At 71.5% G+C, this 21679-nt stretch carries 18 protein-coding genes; 10 read left to right on the top strand and 8 right to left on the bottom strand.

From position 1 onward, the window contains the following. The 4 genes from BLS95_RS12125 to BLS95_RS12110 form a co-directional block, all read right to left on the bottom strand. The coding region (locus BLS95_RS12125) for a phosphodiester glycosidase family protein (RefSeq protein ID WP_176993144.1) at positions 1 to 2509 on the bottom strand (2509 nt) is incomplete at its 3' end. 233 nt (positions 2510 to 2742) lie between these two features. Then, positions 2743 to 3618, bottom strand: a complete 876-nt coding sequence (locus tag BLS95_RS12120; protein WP_090930992.1) for an LLM class flavin-dependent oxidoreductase — start codon at positions 3616 to 3618, stop codon at positions 2743 to 2745. A gap of 173 nt (positions 3619 to 3791) precedes the next feature. Continuing rightward, positions 3792 to 5450, bottom strand: a complete 1659-nt coding sequence (locus BLS95_RS12115; RefSeq protein WP_090930991.1) for an FAD-dependent monooxygenase — start codon at positions 5448 to 5450, stop codon at positions 3792 to 3794. Positions 5451 to 5524: 74 nt separating this feature from the next. Further along, a complete protein-coding gene (locus tag BLS95_RS12110) occupies positions 5525 to 6100 on the bottom strand; it encodes an MFS transporter (protein ID WP_176993143.1) in 576 nt (191 codons plus the stop codon). A 281-nt stretch (positions 6101 to 6381) separates the two neighbouring features. On the opposite strand from BLS95_RS12110, the gene BLS95_RS12105 reads away from it, so the two are divergent. The 6 genes from BLS95_RS12105 to BLS95_RS12080 are packed head-to-tail and all read left to right on the top strand — an operon-like array spanning position 6382 to position 11250. Further along, complete coding sequence (locus BLS95_RS12105; protein WP_176993142.1) at positions 6382 to 7488, top strand: sensor histidine kinase; 1107 nt, start codon at positions 6382 to 6384, stop codon at positions 7486 to 7488. Further along, the gene (locus tag BLS95_RS12100; protein ID WP_090930988.1) at positions 7485 to 8162 is read left to right on the top strand and encodes a response regulator; all 678 of its coding nucleotides are present in this window, start codon (positions 7485 to 7487) and stop codon (positions 8160 to 8162) included. Before BLS95_RS12105 ends, BLS95_RS12100 begins: the two co-directional genes overlap by 4 nt. A gap of 58 nt (positions 8163 to 8220) precedes the next feature. Beyond that, complete coding sequence (locus tag BLS95_RS12095; RefSeq protein ID WP_090930987.1) at positions 8221 to 9711, top strand: ArnT family glycosyltransferase; 1491 nt, start codon at positions 8221 to 8223, stop codon at positions 9709 to 9711. 9 nt (positions 9712 to 9720) lie between these two features. Continuing rightward, positions 9721 to 10461, top strand: coding sequence for a polyprenol monophosphomannose synthase (locus BLS95_RS12090; protein ID WP_090930986.1), 741 nt, complete (start codon positions 9721 to 9723; stop codon positions 10459 to 10461). Between the two features lie 19 nt (positions 10462 to 10480). Then, on the top strand, positions 10481 to 10801 hold the full coding sequence (locus BLS95_RS12085; RefSeq protein WP_143043674.1) for a hypothetical protein: 321 nt from the start codon (positions 10481 to 10483) through the stop codon (positions 10799 to 10801). After that, a complete protein-coding gene (locus BLS95_RS12080; protein ID WP_090930984.1) occupies positions 10798 to 11250 on the top strand; it encodes an acyl-CoA thioesterase in 453 nt (150 codons plus the stop codon). The genes BLS95_RS12085 and BLS95_RS12080 overlap by 4 nt, the downstream gene beginning before the upstream one ends. 11 nt (positions 11251 to 11261) lie before the next feature. Here the strand turns inward: BLS95_RS12080 and BLS95_RS12075 are convergent, their stop codons facing one another. Next, complete coding sequence (locus BLS95_RS12075) at positions 11262 to 12425, bottom strand: ROK family transcriptional regulator (RefSeq protein WP_218135706.1); 1164 nt, start codon at positions 12423 to 12425, stop codon at positions 11262 to 11264. A 101-nt stretch (positions 12426 to 12526) separates the two neighbouring features. On the opposite strand from BLS95_RS12075, the gene BLS95_RS12070 reads away from it, so the two are divergent. The 4 genes from BLS95_RS12070 (at position 12527) to BLS95_RS12055 (ending at position 17722) form a co-directional block, all read left to right on the top strand. Continuing rightward, positions 12527 to 13615: a sugar ABC transporter substrate-binding protein gene (locus tag BLS95_RS12070; RefSeq protein WP_090930983.1), complete on the top strand. Its 1089-nt coding sequence runs from the start codon at positions 12527 to 12529 to the stop codon at positions 13613 to 13615. After that, entirely contained in the window at positions 13616 to 14344 is a 729-nt protein-coding gene (locus tag BLS95_RS12065) for an ATP-binding cassette domain-containing protein (protein ID WP_090930982.1), read from the top strand. Next, positions 14334 to 15521 carry a sugar ABC transporter permease gene (locus BLS95_RS12060; protein ID WP_090930981.1) on the top strand — a complete coding sequence of 396 codons (1188 nt, stop codon included), beginning with the start codon at positions 14334 to 14336 and terminating at the stop codon, positions 15519 to 15521. The genes BLS95_RS12065 and BLS95_RS12060 overlap by 11 nt, the downstream gene beginning before the upstream one ends. Before the next feature lie 143 nt (positions 15522 to 15664). Then, a complete protein-coding gene (locus BLS95_RS12055; RefSeq protein WP_090930980.1) occupies positions 15665 to 17722 on the top strand; it encodes a phosphocholine-specific phospholipase C in 2058 nt (685 codons plus the stop codon). A 69-nt stretch (positions 17723 to 17791) separates the two neighbouring features. Here the strand turns inward: BLS95_RS12055 and BLS95_RS12050 are convergent, their stop codons facing one another. Genes BLS95_RS12050 through BLS95_RS12040 form a run of 3 tightly spaced genes read right to left on the bottom strand, consistent with a single transcriptional unit; the run spans position 17792 to position 21665 of the window. After that, positions 17792 to 19936, bottom strand: coding sequence for an alpha-galactosidase (locus BLS95_RS12050; protein ID WP_218135705.1), 2145 nt, complete (start codon positions 19934 to 19936; stop codon positions 17792 to 17794). Continuing rightward, entirely contained in the window at positions 19933 to 20757 is an 825-nt protein-coding gene (locus BLS95_RS12045) for a carbohydrate ABC transporter permease (RefSeq protein WP_218135704.1), read from the bottom strand. Before BLS95_RS12045 ends, BLS95_RS12050 begins: the two co-directional genes overlap by 4 nt. Next, positions 20754 to 21665, bottom strand: a complete 912-nt coding sequence (locus BLS95_RS12040) for a carbohydrate ABC transporter permease (protein ID WP_090930979.1) — start codon at positions 21663 to 21665, stop codon at positions 20754 to 20756. Before BLS95_RS12040 ends, BLS95_RS12045 begins: the two co-directional genes overlap by 4 nt. Positions 21666 to 21679 lie beyond the last annotated feature (14 nt).

Here is a 21679-nt window from a genome sequence, read left to right as displayed (position 1 = left end):
TGCCGGTCTTCGGGTCGGGCGTGCTGTCCTCCGCCGGTTCCTGGCCGACCGGGATGAGGTCGCATCCGGCGTCGGTGAGCACCTGGCGGGCGAGCGCGAGGTCCTGCGGCAGGCCGCGGTCGGTGATGTCGCCGTTGAGGACGAGCAGGTCCGGCCTGGTCTGCCGGATCCGCTTGATGGCGGCTGTGGCGACCTGGGTCAGCGCCGGGTTGTCGGCCGTGAACTGCACGTCCGACAGCGTGGCGAACTGCCACGTGTCACGGCCCTCGGGCAGCACGCCGTCGTCGGAGATCAGCGGGTCCGGCTGCGGGTCGGGCTTGGCGGGCAGGTCGATCGACGTCGGGATGTCGGCCTCGATGCGGTCCAGGACGAACGAGCCCGGCTTCTGCTGGGTGACGCTCGTGTTGATGCCCTGGAAGCCGGAGATCGCGATCGGGAACGCCGTGCTCGACGGCAGCGTGAACGTCGCGTACTGCCAGTCCGCACCCGCCGTCAGAGCGGTGCCGTAGACGCCGTTGCTCTTGCCGTTCCCGTCGTAGTAGGCGAGGTAGGTCAGGCCGTTCGGGACGCTGATGCTGGACTTGATCCGCATCCGCAGGCGCAGCGGCTGCCCCGGCACCTGGACGCGCTGGGCCGCCGACGCCGCCGTGATGCCCACGTTGCGCATCGCGTTGAAGTCGATCCGCAGGCCGTCGGGGTCCGCCGAGAACGTCGTGGCCGAGGTGCTGTTGTTGCGCCACCGGGCGAGTACGTTGTCGTCGAAGTCGTAGACCGTCTGGGTCTGCACGCCGACCGTGATCGGGAGCTGCACCGACCTGCCGCCGACCGAGATCGTCAGGATCGTGCCCGCGGCGGTGAGCGGGGTGATCTTCAGCTGGCCGTCCACGGGCTGGATGTCGACCACACCGTGGTCGTAGTCGAGCGAGAGGTCCCGCGGGTCGATCGGAGCCGTGTAGCCCTGGGCGTCCCGGCCGGTCACGGCGACGGTGACCGCGTTCTCCGGCATCGCGTCGGCGATCGACAGGCGCTGGGACGACAGCTCGACGCGGTCGAGCGCGTCGAGGACGGTGACCTCCTGGTGCGCCTTCCTGCCACCCACCCGCGCGTCGACCGTGATCGTGCCCTGCCGGTCGGCCGTGGCCTTGAGCGTGCCCTGCTTGACCGAAGCTCCCCGGGCGGACCACCGCACGGACGCCGGCTTGACCTCCACCGGCGTCTGGTGGTCGTCGACACCCTCCGCGACGAGCGCGCGGTGCAGCCCCGGGAAGACCTTCACCTCGCCGTCGGCCGACGCCGCACCCGGCGCGGGCTTGACGAGGAGCCGGCGCAGCACGCCGTCGCCCTTCGTGACGAACACCCCCACGCCGTTCGGGTCATTGCGCTCGTGGCCGTCGGACGGGATGTTGCGGACGGTCGCCTGGTCCTCGCCGAGCGCGCGGGCGACCATCGTGGTCGAGCCGCCGCCGTCGAGGTTGACCGCGGTCTCCACGCCCATCGCGGCGAGGTCGCGCGCCTCCTTGTCGATGCCGACGCCGCCCTTGCCGGTGCCGCCCGGGCCGTCCCAGGTGGCGAGCACGAGCGTGCGGCCGCCGTCCTTGAAGCCGAGCGCGGTACGCGGGGCGATCGAGGGGTCGAGACCGCCGACGACCTGGCCACCGGAGACGATGGTGCCGCCGTGGCCGAGCGCGAACTTGATCGTCTTGGCGGCGTCGTCGGCGAGCTCGTAGCTGAACGTCACCGGGTCGCCGGGCTGCAACGCGCGGATCGCGGTCGCCGCGGCGCCGCGCCCGACCAGTACGAAGCCGTCGTCCGGGATCGTCCCCGAGCCCGCGGGCCCGTTCGGCGTGACCGACACGACCTTGCCGTTCTGGACCAGCACCTCGGCGATCTGGTCGTTGCCCACGGCCGTCAGGCCGCGGTTGCGGCTGTAGTCGCCCCACGCGGACGTGAACACGATCAGGCCGTCGGCCGGGACCCCGGCGCCGTTCGCGGCGTTGATCGACAGGACCCGGTGGTCCGCGCCGGAGAAGTTCGCGGTCGCGTTGACCGCGAGGTTCACGAGCTGGGCGATGCCGTCGGCGCTGACGCCCACGTGCTGGCGCCCGCCGATGTCGGCGGTCTTGATGAGCTGCCCGTTCTGGACCTCGCCACCGAGTGCCGCGTTGGAGTTGCCGATGTCGAAGAACTCGCCGTTGACACCCGCGACGGCGCCCGCCTTGTTGGCGGCCACGCTGAGCGGCCCGCCGGACGCGACCGGTCCGGCGGTCAGCAGGTCCGTGCCGACCGCGCTGTTGGACAGGTCCACGGTCAGGAAGTGCGCGTCGTACCAGCCCTTCTGGTCGAGCGCCTTCACGTGCCGCAGGTCGATCCCCGGGCCGATCTCCTCGGCCGTGTTGATCAAGGGGATTCCGCCGGTGACCGGAGCGGGCGGGTTGTCGTCCGCGTATGCGGCGGCGGGTGACACCACCAGGGTGGTCGCCGTGGCGAGCGCCACCAGCAGTGGCGTCATATGCCGATGGTTCAAGACCATCAATTTCATGGGAACCTCGGGTCAAAAGAAGACACGGGGGCAACGCCCCCGCCTGCGCCCAGTTCGATCAAGGGCAGCACACGATTGAAGAGATCGTCCGGGACGTGCTGATGACGTCACCAGGAGCACCTGATGAACCCTGGTAGAAGAGGCGTCGCGGGGGCCGGAGCAAGGTCATCCCCGAGCTCGGCGGGAGCGGTCTCGCCGCGGTTTCACCCGCCGCTGAACGCCCCGGCGAACAGCTCCACCTGGGTCACGTCCGGGGCCCAGCAGTAGAGCATGATCTCGTCGGCGCCGAGGTCCGCCATCCGGGTGGCGGCCTCGCGGATCTGCGCGCGTGTGGTGAGCATGCTCGCCACCGCGTCCTCGGCGAAGCCGGGCGGCAGGTTCATGTAGTGGGGGCCGCTGTAGTAGCGGTACAGCCGGTCGCGGGCCTCCTCGATCACGTGGTCCGGTCCCAGGGCGGCGTTGAACTGGGCGACGAGCCGCGGCCGGCCGGTGCGTCCCTGGGCGCGCCACTCCGTCTCGATGGCTCTGAACTGGCTCCGCGCGTCGGCGACGTGGGCCGCGCACAGGAAACCGTCACCCAGGCGCGCGGCACGCCGGATCGCGGCGGGGCTGAAGGCGCCGAAGAGCACCTCGGGGCCGCCCTCGCGGGTGGGCTCCGGGCCGATGGGGCCGACCTCCTTGCCGTACGGCTCTCCCGACCAGAGGCGGCGCATCACCTCCAGCGCCTCCTCCAGCCGCGCCCCACGCCGGTGGACGTCCACGCCCGCGGCCTCGTAGTCGTCCCGGCGTGCCCCCAGGCCGATGCCGAGTGTGAACCGCCCGCCCGCCAAGCGGTCCAGGGTCGCGACCTGCTTGGCGAGCAGCACCGGCTGGCGGAGCGGCGCCAGCAGCACCTCGGTCTGGAGCCGGACCCTGCGGGTGGCCCCGGCGAGCACGGCAAGGGTGACCAGGGGTTCGGGATTGTCATAGACCAGCCGATCGAGCAGGCCGAGCGTGCTGAACGGGCCCTCGTCCGCGCGCCGGGCCCACTCCGGCAACGCCGCGGGATCGCCGATGGGCAGGCCGAGACCGACGTTCATGCGTCCCCCGAGGTTCACCGGCTGATCTCGCCGCGTACCCCGGTCTCCGTGCCCACCGCGCGTCCGCTGATGCCACCGTGCCGCGTCTCCGGCCAGAACCTTTCCGGCCCCTTGACGCGACCACGGCCGCCGGCATCGGGCCCGTCCCATCGGCCTCCACGTGGGGTGTCCGGTCAGGCGGGCCCTGGGGCGCCGGGCAGGCGGAAGGCGAGGTCCGCGAGCAGGGCGTCGGCGTCGACGGGGGTGCCGCGGTAGCCGATCTGCAGATCCGGCCGGATCACGAACGCGGCTGCTCGATCGAGGCCGTAGTGGCGGTGCGCGGAGAGGTCCGGGTCGTGGACGAGTGCCGGCTGGTCGGCGGAGTGCCCGGCGGCGATCACGTGCGCGGTCACCAGGTCCGGGTAGGCCCGCGTGATCTGGCCGGCGATCCGGCACAGCTCGGCGGCGGGCCGGGGCGCGCCGGTCCCGGTGAACAGCAGCACGGTGTGGTGCGTGCCGTGGAGGAGGTCGTGGAGGTGCCGAGGCTCGCCGTCGATGACCACCTCGGCCTGCCGGGCCCGGTCACCGGGCGCCGGCGCGTCCTTCCAGTCCGTACCGTCCGCGCGGTTGAGCGGGCTTGCCGGGTACGCGGTCCGCAGCTGGGCCAGCCAGCCGACGAACCAGGTGCGGAACGAGTCGCGGGTGAGCACCCGCGAGGCGATCTGCGGGGCGAGGTGCGAGCGAAGGAATTTGGCCGCGGCGGCCTGCCCGGAGATCAGCGAGAACAGGCGGTCCGTGGTGGTCAGCAGCCGCTTGCCGATCGGATGGCGTTCGGCGTGGTAGCTGTCCAGCAGGGGCTCCTCGGCGATGCCGCGCACCACGAGGGCGAGTTTCCAGGCGAGGTTGTAGGCGTCCTGGATGCCGGTGTTCATGCCCTGGGCCCCGGCCGGGCTGTGCACGTGGGCGGCGTCGCCGACCAGGAAGACCCGGCCGTCGCGGTAGCGGGGCACGACGCGCCGGTGCAGCCGGTAGCGGCTCACCCAGTGCTCCTTGACGACGGTGGCGCGGAACGGGAGCCGCTCGTCCAGCATCGCCTGGAACTCCTCGTGGGTCGGCTCGCTGTATTCGGCACCCGCATTCTCGCCGGCGCTCACGTTGCCGAAGATGCGGAAGCGGTGTTCGCCCGGCATCGCGAACGCCCCGACGAACCCGGCGCGGTTGGGGACGACGTAGATGCCGCCGTCCGGCAGATGCCAGTCGAGCTCGGCGTCGGCCATGATGAACTCGTCGGGATAGGTGGCCCCCTCGAACGGGATCCCGGCGGCCCGGCGGACCGCGCTGTGTGATCCGTCGCAGCCGATGAGCCATCGGCACCGGATCTGCTCGGTCGTGCCGCCGGCGCCGCGTACGGACACGGTGACCTGCTCGTCGTCCACGCGCAGATCCGTCATCTCCAGCCCTCGTTCGACGTGCACGCCGCGTTCGGCCAGCTTCTTGGTGAGGATCCGCTCGGTGTCGTCCTGGGAGAGCGTGAAGAGGGTCTGGTACGTGGTGTAGTTCGCCGGGTCCGTGAGCAGGTCGTGGAACTCCAGCCGGACGCTTTTGTCCCCGGCGAAGACGATGTTCAGGTCGGGCGCCTTGTTGCCGATCGCGAGGGCGTCCTCGACGACCCCCATGTCCTCGAAGACCTCCATAGAACGCGGCTGCACGACCACTGCCCGGGAGGTCGTCGCCGGAGCCTGCGCGCGATCGATGATCCGTACCGGGACGCCATGGCGGGCGAGTTCGCCGGCCATGGTCAATCCGCTCGGCCCGGCGCCTACCACGAGCACCGGGATGTCGATGTTGAGCATTGCCGCCCCCTAAATTCATCACTCGATGAAATAGACGGTAGTCCAGTCTCGGGGATCCGACAACCCGTGCCGGGTCAGGTTCCGGGAGGGGCGTTCCCGGGACGCTCGGCGGCCTGCGGATAGGGCGGGCCGGCCGGATTCGGTTGCGCGGGCCGCCGGGTCAGCAGGAGCACGAATCCGCTGACGGCCGCGGCGAGCAGCCCCGCGAGCAGCGGGAGCACCACGACGAGATACCCCAGCCGCCACGTCATCGCACTCGTCAGCCCTTGGTTGACGAACGGCCCCAGCACCAGGGAGAGGACACCGAGAGCAGCCAATGTCGCGACCACCGCGCCCCGGCCGCGGCCCGTCCGCCACGCCAGTGCCGCCGTCGCCCCCACCGCGGCACCGGCGCCGAGCCCGCTCAGCACCCGGCCGATCGCGAAGATTCCGGCACCGGGGGCGAGCACGTCCAGCAGCACCCCGACGATCATGAGGGCGAGGGCCGACAGGCCCACGGTCGTCAGGAAACGCCTGCCGAGGACGGCGCCCAGCGCCCCGCCCGCCGCCGCGCTGACCACGTAGGCGACGACGGTCGTGAGGAGGATGGTCTGGTCCGACAGGTGGAGGGCGGACTGCAGGGTGCCCCACGGGATGGGTCCCAAGGGCATCGTCAGCAAGTAGAGACCGGCGAGCGCACCGATCCCCGGGCCGATCAACGCCCAGACCGGTCGTTCCCCGTCCGGCGGAACGGCGTACCTCTGTGATTGGTGATCATGCATGCGGTTCAGTCTCCTCCGGGCCCGACTGGCTCGTCCATTCCGCCGCCGGGCACATGGCCGGCGGGTGGAAGGGAAGCGCGGCGGGCGGGACGGGGCTCTGACCGTGGGCGGACGGCGGGTATCACTCTGGGCGGATGCGCCCGGGAACTGGGGATTCCTACGATGGGCGGATGACGGTGACTCCCCGCTGGCTGGTGCCGGCCGGTCTCGGGCTGCTGATCCTGCTGGTCGGGCTGACGTGGGTGCAGACGCTCACGCGCGGGTGCGGTGGTTTCTGCGCCTGGTCGTTCGCCGGCGGGGCCGCCCTGATCGTCCTGTGCGTCGTCATCGTGCGTACGGTGCCGCGCCGCACCGCCGAGGTGGCCGGTCTCCTGGCTCCCGTGGCCATAGCGGCACTGACGGAGCTCACGATCAACAGCATCGGCTGGTTCGTCCTGGTGCTCTGCATCGCCTTCGTCGCGCTGACCCTGCGGCTCTGGCCGGGCATCGCCGTCTGGCTCGCCTCGCTCGCCGTGGTGGCCGCGGCGGCGTTCACCACGCCCGACCCCGGCTGGCCGAACTGGCTGGCCGCCCTGACGCTGGTCTTCTGGAGCGGCTGGGCCGCGCGTTACCGCATCGAGGTGGGCGAGCGGCTGCACCGGGCGGAGAGCGCCGCCACCGCCGCCGCGGCCCTGGCCGATCGCCAGCGGCTGGCCGCCGACCTGCACGACATCGTCGCCCACACACTCGCCGTGACGGTGCTGCATCTCGGGGGCGCGCGGCTGGCGCTCGAACACGATCCCCGGGAGGCTGCGGCGGGCATCGCCGAGGCCGAGCGCCTCGCCCGGCAGAGCATGGCGGAGCTGCGCAAGGTGGTCCACGTGCTCGCCGAGGAGAACTCCGATCCCGCGGTGGTCGCTCCCCAGCCCACCGCGTCCCGGCTCGCCGAGTTGTTCGAGGAATACCGGACGGCCGGCCTGGAGCTGGAGTCCAGCGTCCACGGCGAGCTGTCGGCGGTGGGCCCGACCACCGGGATGGTGCTCTACCGGCTGGTTCAGGAGGCGCTGGCCAACGCCAGCCGCCACGCCCCGCGCCGCCCCGTCGAGGTACGGCTGCGCGTCGCGGCGGACGGCGCCGTGTCCGCCACGGTCGCCAATCTCCTGCCTGATCGCCCGTCCCGGCACAATGGCGGCATGGGACTTCGCGCGATGGCCGACAGGGTCGGCATGGTCGGTGGCCACGTCACCGCCGGCCCCGAGGACGACCGGTGGGTCGTGCGGACGGAGCTGCCGGCATGATCTCGGTGGTGCTCGTCGACGACCAGGAGCTCGCCAGGGCGGGGCTGCGGACGATCCTGCGCCAGCCGTACGGGTTCGACGTGCTCGCCGAGGCGGCCGACGGCCAGGCCGCGCTGGCGGAGGTGGCGCGGGTCCGGCCCGACGCCGTGGTCATGGACATTCGCATGCCGCGGATGGACGGCGTCGAGGCCACCCGTGCCCTGCTCGCCGCGGACCCGGCCGCCCGCGTTCTGGTGCTGACGACGTTCGGCGAGGACAGCGTGCTCGCGGCGGCGCTGCGGGCCGGCGCGTCGGGGTTCTGTCTCAAGGACGCCCCGGCCGAGGACATCCAGCGTGCCGTCCGGGCGGTGGCGGCCGGCGACGGCTGGCTGGATCCCGCCGTCTGCGAACGGGTCCTGCGGCGTTACCGCGCGGACCCGGTGACCGACCCCGAGGCGGCCCGGCGGCTCGGCGAGCTCACCGCACGCGAGCTCGACGTGCTCAAGCTCATCGGCCGGGGGCTCACGAACGCCGAGATCGCCCGCCATCTCGTGCTCGGCGAGGGCACGGTCAAGACCCACGTCGGCCGGATCTTCACCAAACTGGCGGTACGCGACCGGGCCGCCGCGGTCGTCTTCGCGTTCGACCACGGCGTGGTCCGCCCCGGGGAGCCGCCGCCTATGCCCGGGGCCTGACTCCGGTTCTGCTCCCGGCCAGACGACAGGCGGGGGCCGCATCGGAAACCGTGGAGGCATGCTGCTCCAAGCCCCCCTCCAAGCTCTCCGCCTCCGGTCCAGCGCTCCCTCGCTCCCGGCGATCTCCTGGCGGACCGCCGGCCCCATCGCGGGCGTCGTCGTGGTCACGCTGCTGCTGCTGAGCCCGTGGTACGGCTACCACCGCGACGAGCTCTACTTCCGCCTGCTCGGCCAGTCCCCCGCCTGGGGGTACTTCGACCAGCCGCCGCTGACCCCGCTCCTGGCCCGGCTGTCCACGACGCTGTTCGGGGACACCATCGTCGGGCTGCGGGTCGTGCCCGCGCTGTGCGCCGGGCTGCTGATCCTGCTCGGCACCGCGATCACGCGGGAGCTCGGCGGTGACAGGAGCGCGCAGACGCTCGCCGCCGCCGGCCTCGGCACCGGGATGTTCCCGCTGGTCGCCGGGCACACCCTGCTGACCCAGTCGGCCGACTTCGTGTTCTGGACGGCCTGCATGCTGTTCGTGCTGCGCGCCCTACTGCGCGGCGACGGGCGCTGGTGGGTGGCGGCCGGCGCCGTGGCGGGCGCCGCCACGTTCAACAAACACCTGATCGTCCTGCTGATCACCGGGCTGGCCACCGGCCTGCTCATCTCCGTCGGCCTGGCGGTGAAGGGGCCGCGTGCCGTCTTCGCCGACAGATGGTTCTGGTCCGGGGCGCTCCTGGCCGCCGTCATCGCCTCCCCGAACCTGCTCTACCAGGCCACCCACGGCTGGCCCCAGCTCGCCATGGCCGCCACGCTCAGCGAGCAGGAGAACCGGATCATGTTCGTGCCCATGCTGGTGGCGCTGCTCAGCATGGGAGGGTTCGTGATCGCCGTCGCCGGGTGGCTCTGGCTGCGCCGGCGGCAGGAGACCCGGGCGCTGGCGATCGCATCGCTGGTCACGATCCTGCTCGGTCTGGTGTCGGGCGGACGGGCGGACTACGTCGCCGGCAGCGTGATCTTCGCCTTCGTGGCCGGCTGCGTGCCCGTCACCGCGTGGACGCGGAGCCGGGTCGCGCGGCGCCGGACGGTGTGGTGGGGGCTGCTCGGCAGCTCGGTCATCGGGATCGCCGTGGCTCTGCCCCTGCTTCCGCTTCCCGCCCTGAATTTCTCGCCCAACGAGGTGTCCAGGGAGTCGGTGGGCTGGCCGCGCTTCGTCGCCCAGGTGGCCGGGGTGCACCGGCGGCTGCCGGCGGGGACGGTCGTGCTCACCTCGAACTACGGCGAGGCCGGCGCCCTGGACCGCTTCGCACCGGGCATTCCGGTCTACAGCGGGCACAACGAGCTGTGGTACCAGGGACCGCCCCCGGAGACGGCCCGGACGGTGGTCGCCGTGGGCATGCCGCCCGCCGGACTGCGGGCGCGCTTCGGGAGCTGCGCGTCCGCCGGGGTCATCGACCTCGGCACCGGGGTCGCGAACGAGGAGCAGGGCCTGCCCATCACGGTCTGCTCGGGCTTGCGAACCTCCTGGAAGACCGCCTGGCCCGACTTCAAGCACGCGAGCTGAGGAGCGATCATGAGCACCGTCCTGGTCATCACGCCGACCTACAACGAACGCGACAACCTTCCCGGCATCGTCGCCAGGATCCGCGCCGCCGTACCCACCGCGTGCGTCCTGGTCGTGGACGACAACAGCCCGGACGGGACGGGCCTGATCGCGGACCGGCTCGCCGCCGAACTCGACGGCGTGCACGTCCTGCACCGGGAAGGCAAGCAGGGGCTGGGCGCCGCGTACCTGGCGGGCTTCCGCTGGGGGCTCGACCGGGGGTTCGACCTGCTGGTGGAGATCGACGCCGACGGCTCGCACCCGCCCGAGCGGCTCCCCGCCCTGCTGCGCGCGGCCGGGCACGCCGACCTCGTCATCGGCTCGCGCTGGACGCCGGGCGGCCGGGTGGCGAACTGGCCGAGGCGGCGGGAGCTGCTCTCGCGGCTGGCCAACCGCTATGTGCGGCAGGCGCTCCGCCTTCCCGTCGCCGACGCCACCGGCGGGTTCCGCGTCTACCGGGCCGCCGCCCTTGAGACGATCCTGCGCGGCGGCGTGGAGTCCCGGGGGTACTGCTTCCAGGTGGATCTCACGCTGCGGGCCGTACGGCACGGGTTCACGGTGGCGGAGGTGCCGATCACGTTCGTGGACCGGACGGCCGGGACGAGCAAGATGAGCGCCGGCGTCCTGGCCGAGGCGCTGTGGCGGGTGACCGTATGGGCGGCCGGTCAAAGGGCCGGGCGTGGAGCCTCGGCGCTGGTATTCGATCGCTAGCGATTGCTATGCTCGGGCGGTGAGCTCCCCATCGCCCGACCCCGCGCAGGTGGCGGCGGCGTTGCGCCAGATCAGCCGGGGCCTGGCCGCGCTGGCGGACGCGATCTCCGGTGTCCCTGACCGTTCGGAGGAGGACCGCCACGTCGCTGTCATGGCGGAGTGGGGCCGTCGCGGGCTGACCCGCCACGAGGCCAGCCGGCTGTTCCGCAAGCACGGCTTCTCACCGCAGGCGGCTGGGGGCTGGGTGCGGGGCGACTGGCTGGAGGTCCGCGACGACGGCAATCGCTATCTCACCGAGCGTTCACTGCGGTGGCTGGCAGAGCAGGAGGCACAACGATGAGCACCGAACCGTTCACCGTACGCCTGCGGGTCCCGGTCTACGAGATCGACCCGCAGCTCCACCTCAACGGCTCCGCCTACATGCGGTTCGCGGACGAGTCGCGTCACGCGTGCGTGCGGGCCGCGGGCGTGTCGGTCGAGGGCCTGCTCGGTGACGGCCTCGGGCCGGTCAACCTGGAGACGCTGATCCGCTATCACCACGAGTTGCGCCTCGGCGACGAGGTCGACGTCTCCTGCGTCTGGACGTGGGGCACCGGCAAGACCTATCGGGTCGAGCACGTCTTCCGGCGCATGGACGGCGAGCCGGCCGCCGAGGTCAACTACGTGAGCGGGGTGATCGACCTGCGGGCCCGCCGGCTGGTGCCCGACCCGGCCCAGGTGTGGCTCAGCCGCGCCGAGCGACCGGAACTGCTCGGCCTGCCGACCGCGGAGCCCGTCTCGTCCGGCTGATCTCACGGCGGTCAGCCGAGGCGGGACTGGAAGATGAGATCCCAGGCCCGCTTCCGCGCGCGGGCGACGGCTCCCAGCAGCACCCCGCTGTCGCCCAGCGCACTGGCCACCACCCGCGGCCGGAGCGGCCCCAGCTCCGTGATGCGGCGCTCGATCGCGCCGCCGAGCAGGTCGAGGTTGCGTCCGACCCCGCCGCTCAGCACGATCACCTCCGGGTCGAGGACGGCCCAGACCGTGACGAGCAGCCCGCCGATGCGCTGCCCCTCGGCCTCGACCACGGCCAGGGCGGTGCGGTCACCCCGTCCGGCCGCCTCGAAGACCTCCTTCGCGCTTCCCAGGTCGAGCCCGGCGGCGCGGGCCGCCCGCACCACCCCCGGCGCGGAGGCCAGCGCCTCCGTGGACCCGTGCTCCAGGGCGGCCGGGTCCCCGGCGGGGTCCTCGGCGGTGGGCAGGTACGACACCTCACCGGCTGCTCCGCGGGCGCCGACGTACAGCTCGCCGTTGACGACGATGCCCATGCCCACGCCGGTGCCGACGGAGACGAGGGCGAAGTGCGTCTTGCCCCTGCCCTCCCCGTAGGCGTGCTCGCCGACGGCCGCGAGGTTGATGTCGTTCTCTATGACCAGGTCGGGATCGAGGGCCGAGCGGAGTTGTTCGACGAGGTCGGCGCCGGGCACGTTGCCGGCGAAGTCCAGCCGTCCGGCCACCGGGTCGTAGACGCCCGGGGTGCCGGCCACGGCACACGTGACGGCCGACCACTCCAGCCCGGCAGCGGCGGCGGCCGCGTGGGCCAGCTCGCGTACGTGGGCCGCCAGGTCGGCCGTGGTGCTGGCGTCGTTCCGGCCGTCCTCGCGGCCCACGAACGACCCCCGCAGATCGGCCACCACGACGCGGTTCCAGTCGCGCCCGATGTCGATGCCCGCCACGTGCGCGGACCCGGCGTTCATGTCGTACAGCGAGGTCACCGGCCCCGGCCGGCCGGACACCTCGCCCACCAGGTGGACCAGCCCGTCCTTGGCCAGGCCGGCCAGCGCCGCCGAGACCGTGGGCTTCGACAGCCCGGTCACCTTGGCCAGATCGGCGCGGGAGGCCGGGCCGTGCTCCTGCAACCGGTCGAGCAGGCGCCGCTCGTTCATCACCCGCAGCAGCCGCGGGTTACCCAGCTCACCGCGCACGTCGGACTCCTCCTCGATGGGAACGTCCGAAGGGTAGCCAACACCCTGATAGTAAATTACCTTCTTTACTACCAAGGGTAGTCGCGGAAAGGAACAACGCGATGGGCCGAGGATGGAAGACGTCAGCCGCCGTCGCGGTCTTACTGGCCGCCTCCTGCGGCACCGGATCCGGCGGCGCCGGCGGCACCGCGTCCGGCGACCCCCAGCAGGAGGCGACGATCGCCCTGCTCCTGCCGGAGTCCAAGACCACGAGATACGAGGCCTTCGACCGGCCGCTCTTCGAGGCCAAGGTCAAGGCCCTCTGCCCCGCCTGCAAGGTGCTCTACAGCAACGCCGACCAGGAGCCCGCCAAACAGCAGCAGCAGGTCGAGGCCGCCCTCACGCAGGGCGCGGACGTGCTGGTGCTCGACGCGGTCGACGCCGCCGCGGTGGCCCCGCTGGTCAACCAGGCCAAGCAACGCAAGGTCCCGGTCATCGCGTACGACCGGCTGATCTCCGGGATCGGCTACGACTACTACGTCTCGTTCAACAACGTACGGGTCGGCGAGATGCAGGGGCAGGCGCTGCTGGACGCGCTCACCGCCAAGGGCGCCACGGACAAGGGCCAGATCGTGATGATCCACGGCTCCCCGACCGACCCCAGCTCGGCCGACTACAAGAAGGGCGCGCACAACGTCCTCGACGGCAAGGTCAAAATCGGCAAGGAGTACGACACGCCCGACTGGAGCCCCGACAAGGCCCAGCAGCAGATGGAGCAGGCGATCACCGCGCTCGGCCGCGACTCCGTCGTGGGCGTGCTGTCGGCCAACGACGGCATGGCCGGCGGCGCGATCGCGGCGATGAAACGCGCCGGCTACACCGAGCTCCCGCCGATCACCGGCCAGGACGCCGAGCTCGCGGCCGTCCAGCGGATCCTCACCGGCGAGCAGTACATGACCGTCTACCTCGACATCAGGGCCGAGGCGGAGAAGTCCGCCGAGCTCGCCGTCGCGCTCACCAAGGGCCAGGGGCCGCCCGCCCCCGCCAAGGTGAACAACGGCACCGCCGACATCCCCGCCTTCCTCCTCGACCCCATCGCCGTCACCAAGGACAAGGTCAAGGACACGATCGTCAAGGACGGTTTCTACACGGTCCAGGACATCTGCACCGCCGAGGTCAAGGACGCCTGCGAGCGAGCGGGCCTGCGGTAGATGTTCTCCGCCACCGGCATCACCAAGGCGTACGGCGCGGTCCAGGCCCTCGACGGGGTGCGCCTGGACCTGCGCGCGGGCGAGGTCGTGGCCCTCGTCGGCGACAACGGCGCCGGCAAGTCCACGCTCGTCAAGGTCCTGGCCGGGGTCATCACCCCCGACGCCGGGACCATCACCGTGGAGGGCCGTCCCGTCAGGATCGCCACGCCCCAGGACGCCCAGGCGCTGGGCGTGTCGACCGTCTACCAGGATCTCGCCCTCTGCGAGAACCTCGACGTGGTCGCCAACCTGTATCTCGGCACCGAACGCCGCCGCTGGTCGGTGCTCGGCCACATCGCCATGGAACGCGCCGCCCACGACCTGCTGACCTCGCTCGACGTGCGGATCCGGGACATCAGGGTGCCCGTCGCCATGCTCTCCGGCGGCCAGCGGCAGTCCGTGGCCATCGCCCGGGCTCTGATCGGCGAACCCCGCCTGGTCATCCTCGACGAGCCCACCGCCGCCCTCGGCGTGGAGCAGACGGCCCAGGTGCTCGGCCTGATCGACCGCCTGCGCGACCGTGGCCTGGCCGTGCTGGTCATCTCGCACAACCTCGCCGACGTACGGGCGATGAGCGACCGGGTGGTCGTGCTCAGGCTCGGGCGCAACGCCGGCGAGTTCCGGACGGCCGAGACGTCGCAGGAGGCCATCGTCGCCGCGATCACCGGAGCGACCGCAGATGAACGCTGAGACGCTGACCCGCGGGCCGTACACACCGAAGGAGGCGGTGGCGCGGCTGCGGCGCGGGGACCTCGGGGCCTGGCCGGTCGCCGGCGGGCTCGTCGTCATCGCGGCCGTCTTCGGCACGCTGAACGAGCACTTCCTGTCCCCCGAGAACCTCACCAACCTGGCCCTGCAACTGGCGGCCACCGGCACGATCTCGCTCGGCATCATCATGGTGCTGCTGCTCGGCGAGATCGACCTGTCGGCGGGCTCCGTCAGCGGCCTGTGCGCGGTCGTGATGACGATCCTGTACGTCAAGCAGTCCTGGAACCCGGTGGCCGCCATCGCGGTCGCGCTCGTGGCCGCCGGGGTCATCGGCCTGCTGCACGGGCTGATGCACACCCGCCTGCACATGCCGTCGTTCATCGTGACGCTGGCCGGGCTGATCGGCTGGCAGGGGCTGCTGCTCTACCTGCTCGGCCAGGGCGGCACGATCAACCTGCCGTTCGACGGGTTCGTCTCGAAGCTGAGCGACACCTGGCTCCCGGTCTGGCCGGCCTGGGGCCTGGTGACGGCGCTGATCGCCGGCTGGGCGGCGGCCGCGGTGATCGGCAGGCGGCTGCGGCGGGCGGCGGACCTGCCGGTGCCGCCGGTCTATCTGACTGTCCTGCGGATCGGCGGGACGGCGGTGCTGCTGGCGGGGGTCGTGACGGTCCTGTCCGCCGACCGGGGCGTGCCGCTGCTGCTGGTCCTCTTCGGGGCGCTGGTGGTCGCGCTCGACCTCGTGCTCCGGCACACCGTGTTCGGCCGGTGGATGTACGCGGTGGGCGGCAACGCAGAAGCCGCCCGGCGGGCCGGGATCAACACGACCCGGATCAGGGTGCTGGCGTTCGTGCTGGCCTCCGTACTCGCCGGATTCGGCGGCATCCTCGCGGCCAGCCGGTTGTCCGCGGTGAACCAGGCCTCCGGCGGCAGCGACATCCTGCTCATGGCGGTCGCCGCCGCGGTGATCGGCGGGACGTCGCTGTTCGGCGGGCGCGGCCGGCCGTACGCGGCGCTGCTCGGCATCCTGGTGATCCAGTCGATCACCAACGGGATGCTGCTGCTCAACGTGGACTCCTCCGTGAGGTTCATGGTGACCGCGGCGGTGCTGGCCCTGGCCGTGGCGATCGACTCGGTCGCCCGCAGGGCGAGTACCAGATAAGGCTACTTCCGGCACGTCTGGGCGGTATTGCAGCGTTAACGCGGGTTTCGCCCTGAGTTCCGTCAGGTGAGGACGGCCTGTTCGCGATCCGCCGAACATACTGTCGGGGTTTTGCCTGATCCACCTACGAAGCAGGTCCCCAGATGACGCACGTCAACCGCAGGCGTTTCCTCCAGTTGGCCGGTGGCACCGCCGCCACGTCCCTCCTTTCCACGAGCATCGCCCGGGCGGCGGCGATCCCGGCCAACCACCGGACCAGGAGCCTCCAGGACGTCGAGCACATCGTGGTTCTCATGCAGGAGAACCGCTCGTTCGACCACTACTTCGGCACGTTGAGCGGGGTACGGGGGTTCGGCGACCCGCGGCCCGTCACCCTGCCCAGCGGCAAGCCGGTCTGGCACCAGTCGAACGGCACCCGGGACATCCTGCCGTTCCGGCCCGACGCCGACGACCTCGGCCTGAAGTTCATCCAGGACCTCCCGCACGACTGGAAGGACGCCCACGCCGCCTGGAACCACGGGAAGTACGACGGATGGATTCCGGCCAAGGGGTCCACGTCGATGGCCTACCTCACCCGTGAGGACATCCCCTTCCACTACGCGCTGGCCGACGCGTTCACGATCTGCGACGCCTACCACTGCTCGTTCATGGGCTCGACCGACCCGAACCGCTACTACATGTGGACCGGTTACACCGGCAACGACGGCAGCGGCGGCGGGCCGGTCCTCGGCAACGACGAGAAGGGCTACTCCTGGAAGACGTATCCGGAGCGGCTGGAGGAGGCCGGGATCTCCTGGAAGATCTATCAGGACGTCGGCGACGGTCTCGACGCCCACGGCTCGTGGGGCTGGATCGACGACGCCTACCGCGGCAACTACGGCGACAACTCGCTGCTGTACTTCAACCAGTACCGTGACGCGGAGCCGGGCGACCCGCTCTACGACAAGGCCAGGACCGGCACGAACGCCAAGGAGGGCCAGGGGTTCTTCGACCTCCTCGCGGCCGACGTGCGGGCCGGCACGCTGCCCCAGATCTCGTGGATCGTCGCCCCCGAGGCGTTCACCGAGCATCCCAACTGGCCGGCCAACTACGGCGCGTGGTACATCGCCCAGGTCCTGGACGCGCTCACCGCCAACCCCGAGGTGTGGAGCAAGACCGCGCTCTTCATCACCTACGACGAGAACGACGGCTTCTTCGACCACGTCGTGCCTCCGTACCCGGCCTCCTCCGCCGCCGAGGGCGGCTCCACGGTGGACACCACCGGTGAGATCTACCCGGGTTCCTCCTCGCGCGCCGCCGGTCCGTACGGCCTGGGCCAGCGTGTCCCGATGCTGGTGGTCTCCCCGTGGAGCACGGGCGGCTGGGTCTGCTCCGAGGTCTTCGACCACACCTCCATCATCCGGTTCATGGAGCGCCGCTTCGGCGTGCACGAGCCGAACATCTCGCCCTGGCGGCGGGCGGTCTGCGGTGACCTGACCTCGGCCTTCGACTTCGCCCGTACCGACGGCGCCGTCCCCGCCCTGCCCGACACCACCGGCTACCTGCCGCCGGACAACAAGCGTCACCCCAGCTACGTGCCCGCCGTACCGGCCAACCCGGCGCTGCCCAAGCAGGAAGGCGGCCTGCGTCCGGCCCGGCCGCTCCCGTACGACCTGGCCCTGGACGGGGACGTCAGGAACGACCGGCTGGCGCTCACGTTCACCAACGACGGCGAGACCGGCGCCTGGTTCCACGTCGCCTCCGGCTCCAACCCGGCCGGTCCGTGGACCTACACGGTCGGGGCCGGGCAGAGCCTGACCGGTGAGCTCGCCCTCGCCGCCTCCGGCCAGGAGTCCTACGACTTCACCGTGCGCGGGCCCAACGGCTTCCTGCGGCAGTTCAAGGGCGGGGTGGGCAGCGAGGGTCTTGAGGTGAGCACGCGCCACGAGGGCAGGTCCGGTCACGTGAAGGTGGTGGTGACCAACCACGGCACCGCCGCGGTGCGGCTCAGCGTCGCCGACGCCTACGGCAAGGACCACCCGAAGCCGCACGCGCTCAAGCCGGGGGCGACGTTCACCACCACGGTGGACACGCAACACGCCGACAACTGGTACGACATCTCGGTGACGTCCGACCAGGACGCCACCTTCCTCCGCCGCCTGTGCGGCCACGTCGAAACGGGCCGCGCCGGCACCAGCGACCCCGCCATCATCACCGGCTGACCTCCGAGGGCCGCCCCGCGACCGGGCTTCCCGGCCGCGGGGACGACCCCCGGGTGCTCCTGGGGCTGCTCAGGCCAGGAGTTCGAGGCGGATCAGCGTGCTGGCGTAGTCGCCGGTGAGCCGCGGGGTGATCCCGTGGTTCATCAGCAGCGCGCCGGACAGCACGGCACCGCCGGTCAGCCGGTACCGGCCCTCGGGGGCCAGGCCGCGCAGCCGGATCGGGGCCGGGGCGCTGTCGTACTGCTGGGCCTCCTGGTAGACGAGGACGGCGGACTCGCTGAGGTCCGCCGTCACGTACTGGACCGCGGACGCCGACCTTCCCGGCTCGCCCAGCCGGTGCAGGCGGCCGTGCTGGACGATGTGGCGGATCTCCTTGTACTGCGCGATGAGCCGCCTGGCCTCCTCCGTCTCCTCGGCCGTCCAGGCGTTCAGGTCGCCGCCGATGCCGAGCACCCCGGCCATCGCGACGTGGAAGCGGTAGGTCAGCGGCACCCGGCGCTTGTTGATGAAGGCCGGCACGTCGGTCACCCAGCACGACATGGTCCGCACCGGATAGAGGTGGCTGAAGCCGTGCTGGATGTAGCGCCGGTCCAGCGCGTCGGTGTTGTCCGAGGGCCAGAACTGGTCCGTCCTGGCCATGATCCCGAAGTCGACCCGGCCGCCGCCTCCCGAGCACGCCTCGAACGCCACGCCGGGATGCTTGCGGCGCAGGGCGTCGATCACGCCGTAGACCCCCGTCACGTGGTCGAGCCAGAGCCGTCCCTGCCGGTCCGGCCGCTCCGGCCAGCCCGTGTCGGCGAACGGCCGGTTCATGTCCCACTTGACGAACTGGATGTCGTTGGCCGACAGCAGCGCGTCCAGCTCGCCGAAGACCCACTCGGCCACGTCCGGCCTGGCCAGGTTCAGCACCAGCTGATGCCGCATGGTGTGCGGTTCCCGGCCGGCGTGGTGGTAGGTCCACTCGGGGTGGGCGCGGTAGAGGTCGGAGTCGGGGTTGACCATCTCCGGCTCGATCCACAGCCCGAAGCCCATGCCGAGCGCGTGCACCTCGTCGATCAACGGCTTCAGCCCGCCGGGGAAGCGGTCGGTGTTGACCCACCAGTCGCCGAGGCCGGCCCGGTCGTCCGACCGCCGGCCGAACCACCCGTCGTCGAGCACGAACAGCTCGCAGCCGAGGTCGGCCGCCTTCCGGGCCAGGGCCAGCTGGCCCGCCTCGTCCACGTCGAAGCCGGTGGCCTCCCAGGAGTTGAACAGCACCGGCCGCTGCTCGCCGCCGTTCGGCAGGACGTGGCGGAGGGCGTACTCGTGCCACGCGTGGCTCATCGCGCCGAACCCGTCCGCGCTGAACAGGCCCGAGCTGACCGGGGTCTGCAGCACCTCACCCGGTTCGAGGCGGCGCGGGCCGAAACCCTCGTGCCCCCAGCCGAACAGCACCTGGGCGGGCTCGTCCAGCTCCCGCTGGGCGAGCAGCCGCCACGAACCGCTCCAGTGCAGCGTCGCGCTGTAGACCCGGCCGCTCTCCTCCGTGGCGGTCCCGTCGTCGATCGCGAACCAGGGGTTCGCGTGGTGGCTGGTGATGCCGCGGCGGCTCTCCAGGACGAAGTGGCCGTCGGCGAGGTCGGTCCGGCGCAACTGCGTCTCGGCCGCCCAGCGGCCGGTGAGGTGGGTCATCCGGTGGCGCGGCTGCTCGGGGGTCACCCATGCGGCGGAGTCCAGCCGGTGTACGTCGACGGCCTCCGTGGCGGAGTCGTTGCGCACGACCACCCACCGGTCGATGACGTCGCTGTCGTCGTGGACCCGGTAGTGCAGGGCCACCGTCAGCTCCTGGTGGCGCGCCTCGAACCACAGCGTCAGCTCCTGCCGGCCGGGCTCGGCGGTGATCTCGTGCCGGGCGAGCCGCCACTCGACGGCGCGCACCGACCCGGGGAACTCGACCGACAACGCGGCCCGGCCGAACTGCAGCCCGCCGTCCAGCGGGTACTCCTCGTGCCGGTTGGCCGGCGAGCGGAAACACTCCCACTCCGCGGCCAGCCGTTCGGCGGTCGAGGTCGCGAGGTGGGCCGCGTCCTCGGCGGTGATCGGCGGGCCCCAGTAGGTGTGGATCGGGATGTCGTCAGCGCGTCCGACGTACGCCGCGTAGGAGGTGCGGGGGGTGTCGAGCAGCAGCACTCCGGTGCCGGCGTCGTACGTCACCGCGGCCGGGCGGGCCCTCACTTGACCGATCCCGCGGTCAGGCCCGCCACGAACTGCTTCTGCAGCGCCACGAAGAACAGCAGCACCGGCAGCGAGGCCAGGAACGAGAAGGCGTACAGGGTGCCGAAGTTCGTCGAGTACTCCCCCACCGAGCGGTAGACGCCGACGGTGACCGTGGTGCCGGACTCGGGGCCGAGGATCACCAGCGGGCTGAGGAAGTCGTTCCAGACCCACACCCCGAGGAAGATCATCACGCTGGCGGCGGCGGGCCGCAGCGTCGGGAACACCACCTGCCAGAACATCCGCAGCCGGCTCGCGCCGTCGAGGCTGGCCGCCTCCTCGATGTCCACCGGCACGGTGCCGATGAATCCGGCGAAGACGAACACGCCGAACGGCAGGTAGTAGGCGACGTTGCTCAGCACCACGCCGGGCAGCGTGTTCATCAGGCCGACGGCGTCGAGGACCTGGGTGACCGGCTGCAGGATCACCGCCGGCGGGATCATCAGGCCGGACAGCAGCATCAGCATCGCCGGCTTGGTCCAGCGCGCCTTCGAGCGCACCAGGTAGTGCGCCAGCATCGCCGAGGACAGGGTGAGCAGGAGCACGGACAGCACCGTGATCTGGACGCTGTTCAGCAGCGACGACCAGTACAGGCCGTCCTCGCGCCCGAAGACGGCTCCGAGGTTCTCCCCGGTGAGCGGCGCGGGCAGGCCGAGCGGCGAGGACTGGATCTCGTCGGCGGGCTTGAGCATGCCCGTGACGACGATGTAGATGGGGAAGAAGAACAGCGCGGTCAGCGCGATGGCGAGCACCGGCCGCGCGACCGCCAAGCGGGATGTCACAGGTGTACCTCTCGACGTTGCAGCAGCCGCAGGACGACGCCGGTGATCGCGACGATGATGGCGAGCATGATCGTCGCCTCGGCCGCCGAGAACCCGATCCGGTCGCCTCGTACGCCCTTCTCGATGACGTCGAAGGCGATGGAGGCGGTGGCGTTGCGCCCGGGGCCGCCGTTGGTGAGCACCAGGATGTGCTCGTACACCTTGAAGCCGCTGATCAGCAGCATGACGGTGTTGATGGTGACCGAGGCCGCGATCATCGGCCAGGTGACCGAGCGGAAGCGGCGCAGCCGGCCGGCCCCGTCCATGAGCGCGGCCTCGTACAGCTCCTTCGGGACGGAGTTCAGGCCGGCGAGGTAGACCACCACGCAGAAGCCCAGCATCTGCCAGCAGAGGATCCCGCTGATCGAGTAGAGCGCGAGGCCGGGATCGGACAACCAGCGCGGGGCGCTGTCCACGCCGAGGTCCACCAGGATCGCGTTCAGCACACCGTCCGGGCGCAGCAGGCTCTGCCAGATGACGCTGACGACGATGCCGCTCAGGATGACGGGCGTGAAGAACACCGAGCGCAGCAGCCGGTAGAGCAGGCTCTCCCGGTTCAGCAGCAGGGCGATGGCCAGGCCCAGCACGTTCGGCACGATCACGACGATGAGCGTGACGACGAAGGTGTTCCTCAGGACCAGCCAGAACTGCTCGTCCTGGAACAGCCGGCCGAACTGCTTCAACCCGACCCAGCTGGTCTGCGGGTCGAACCGGGTCTGGTCGGTGAAGCCGAGGACGATGGTCCACACGATCGGCACCAGGACCAGGACGCCGTACAGGAAGAGCCCGGGCAGGGCGAAACCGGAGAACTCACGCGCTCTGCGCAGCCGGCCACCCTGGAGAGGGTGGTGGCGGGGTGAGCCGGGCATGGGGGAGAACCTCT

The sequence above is a fragment of the Nonomuraea jiangxiensis genome (assembly GCF_900099965.1).
Classification (GTDB): Bacteria; Actinomycetota; Actinomycetes; order Streptosporangiales; family Streptosporangiaceae; genus Nonomuraea; species Nonomuraea jiangxiensis.
This window is presented reverse-complemented; position numbering and strand designations above follow the sequence as displayed.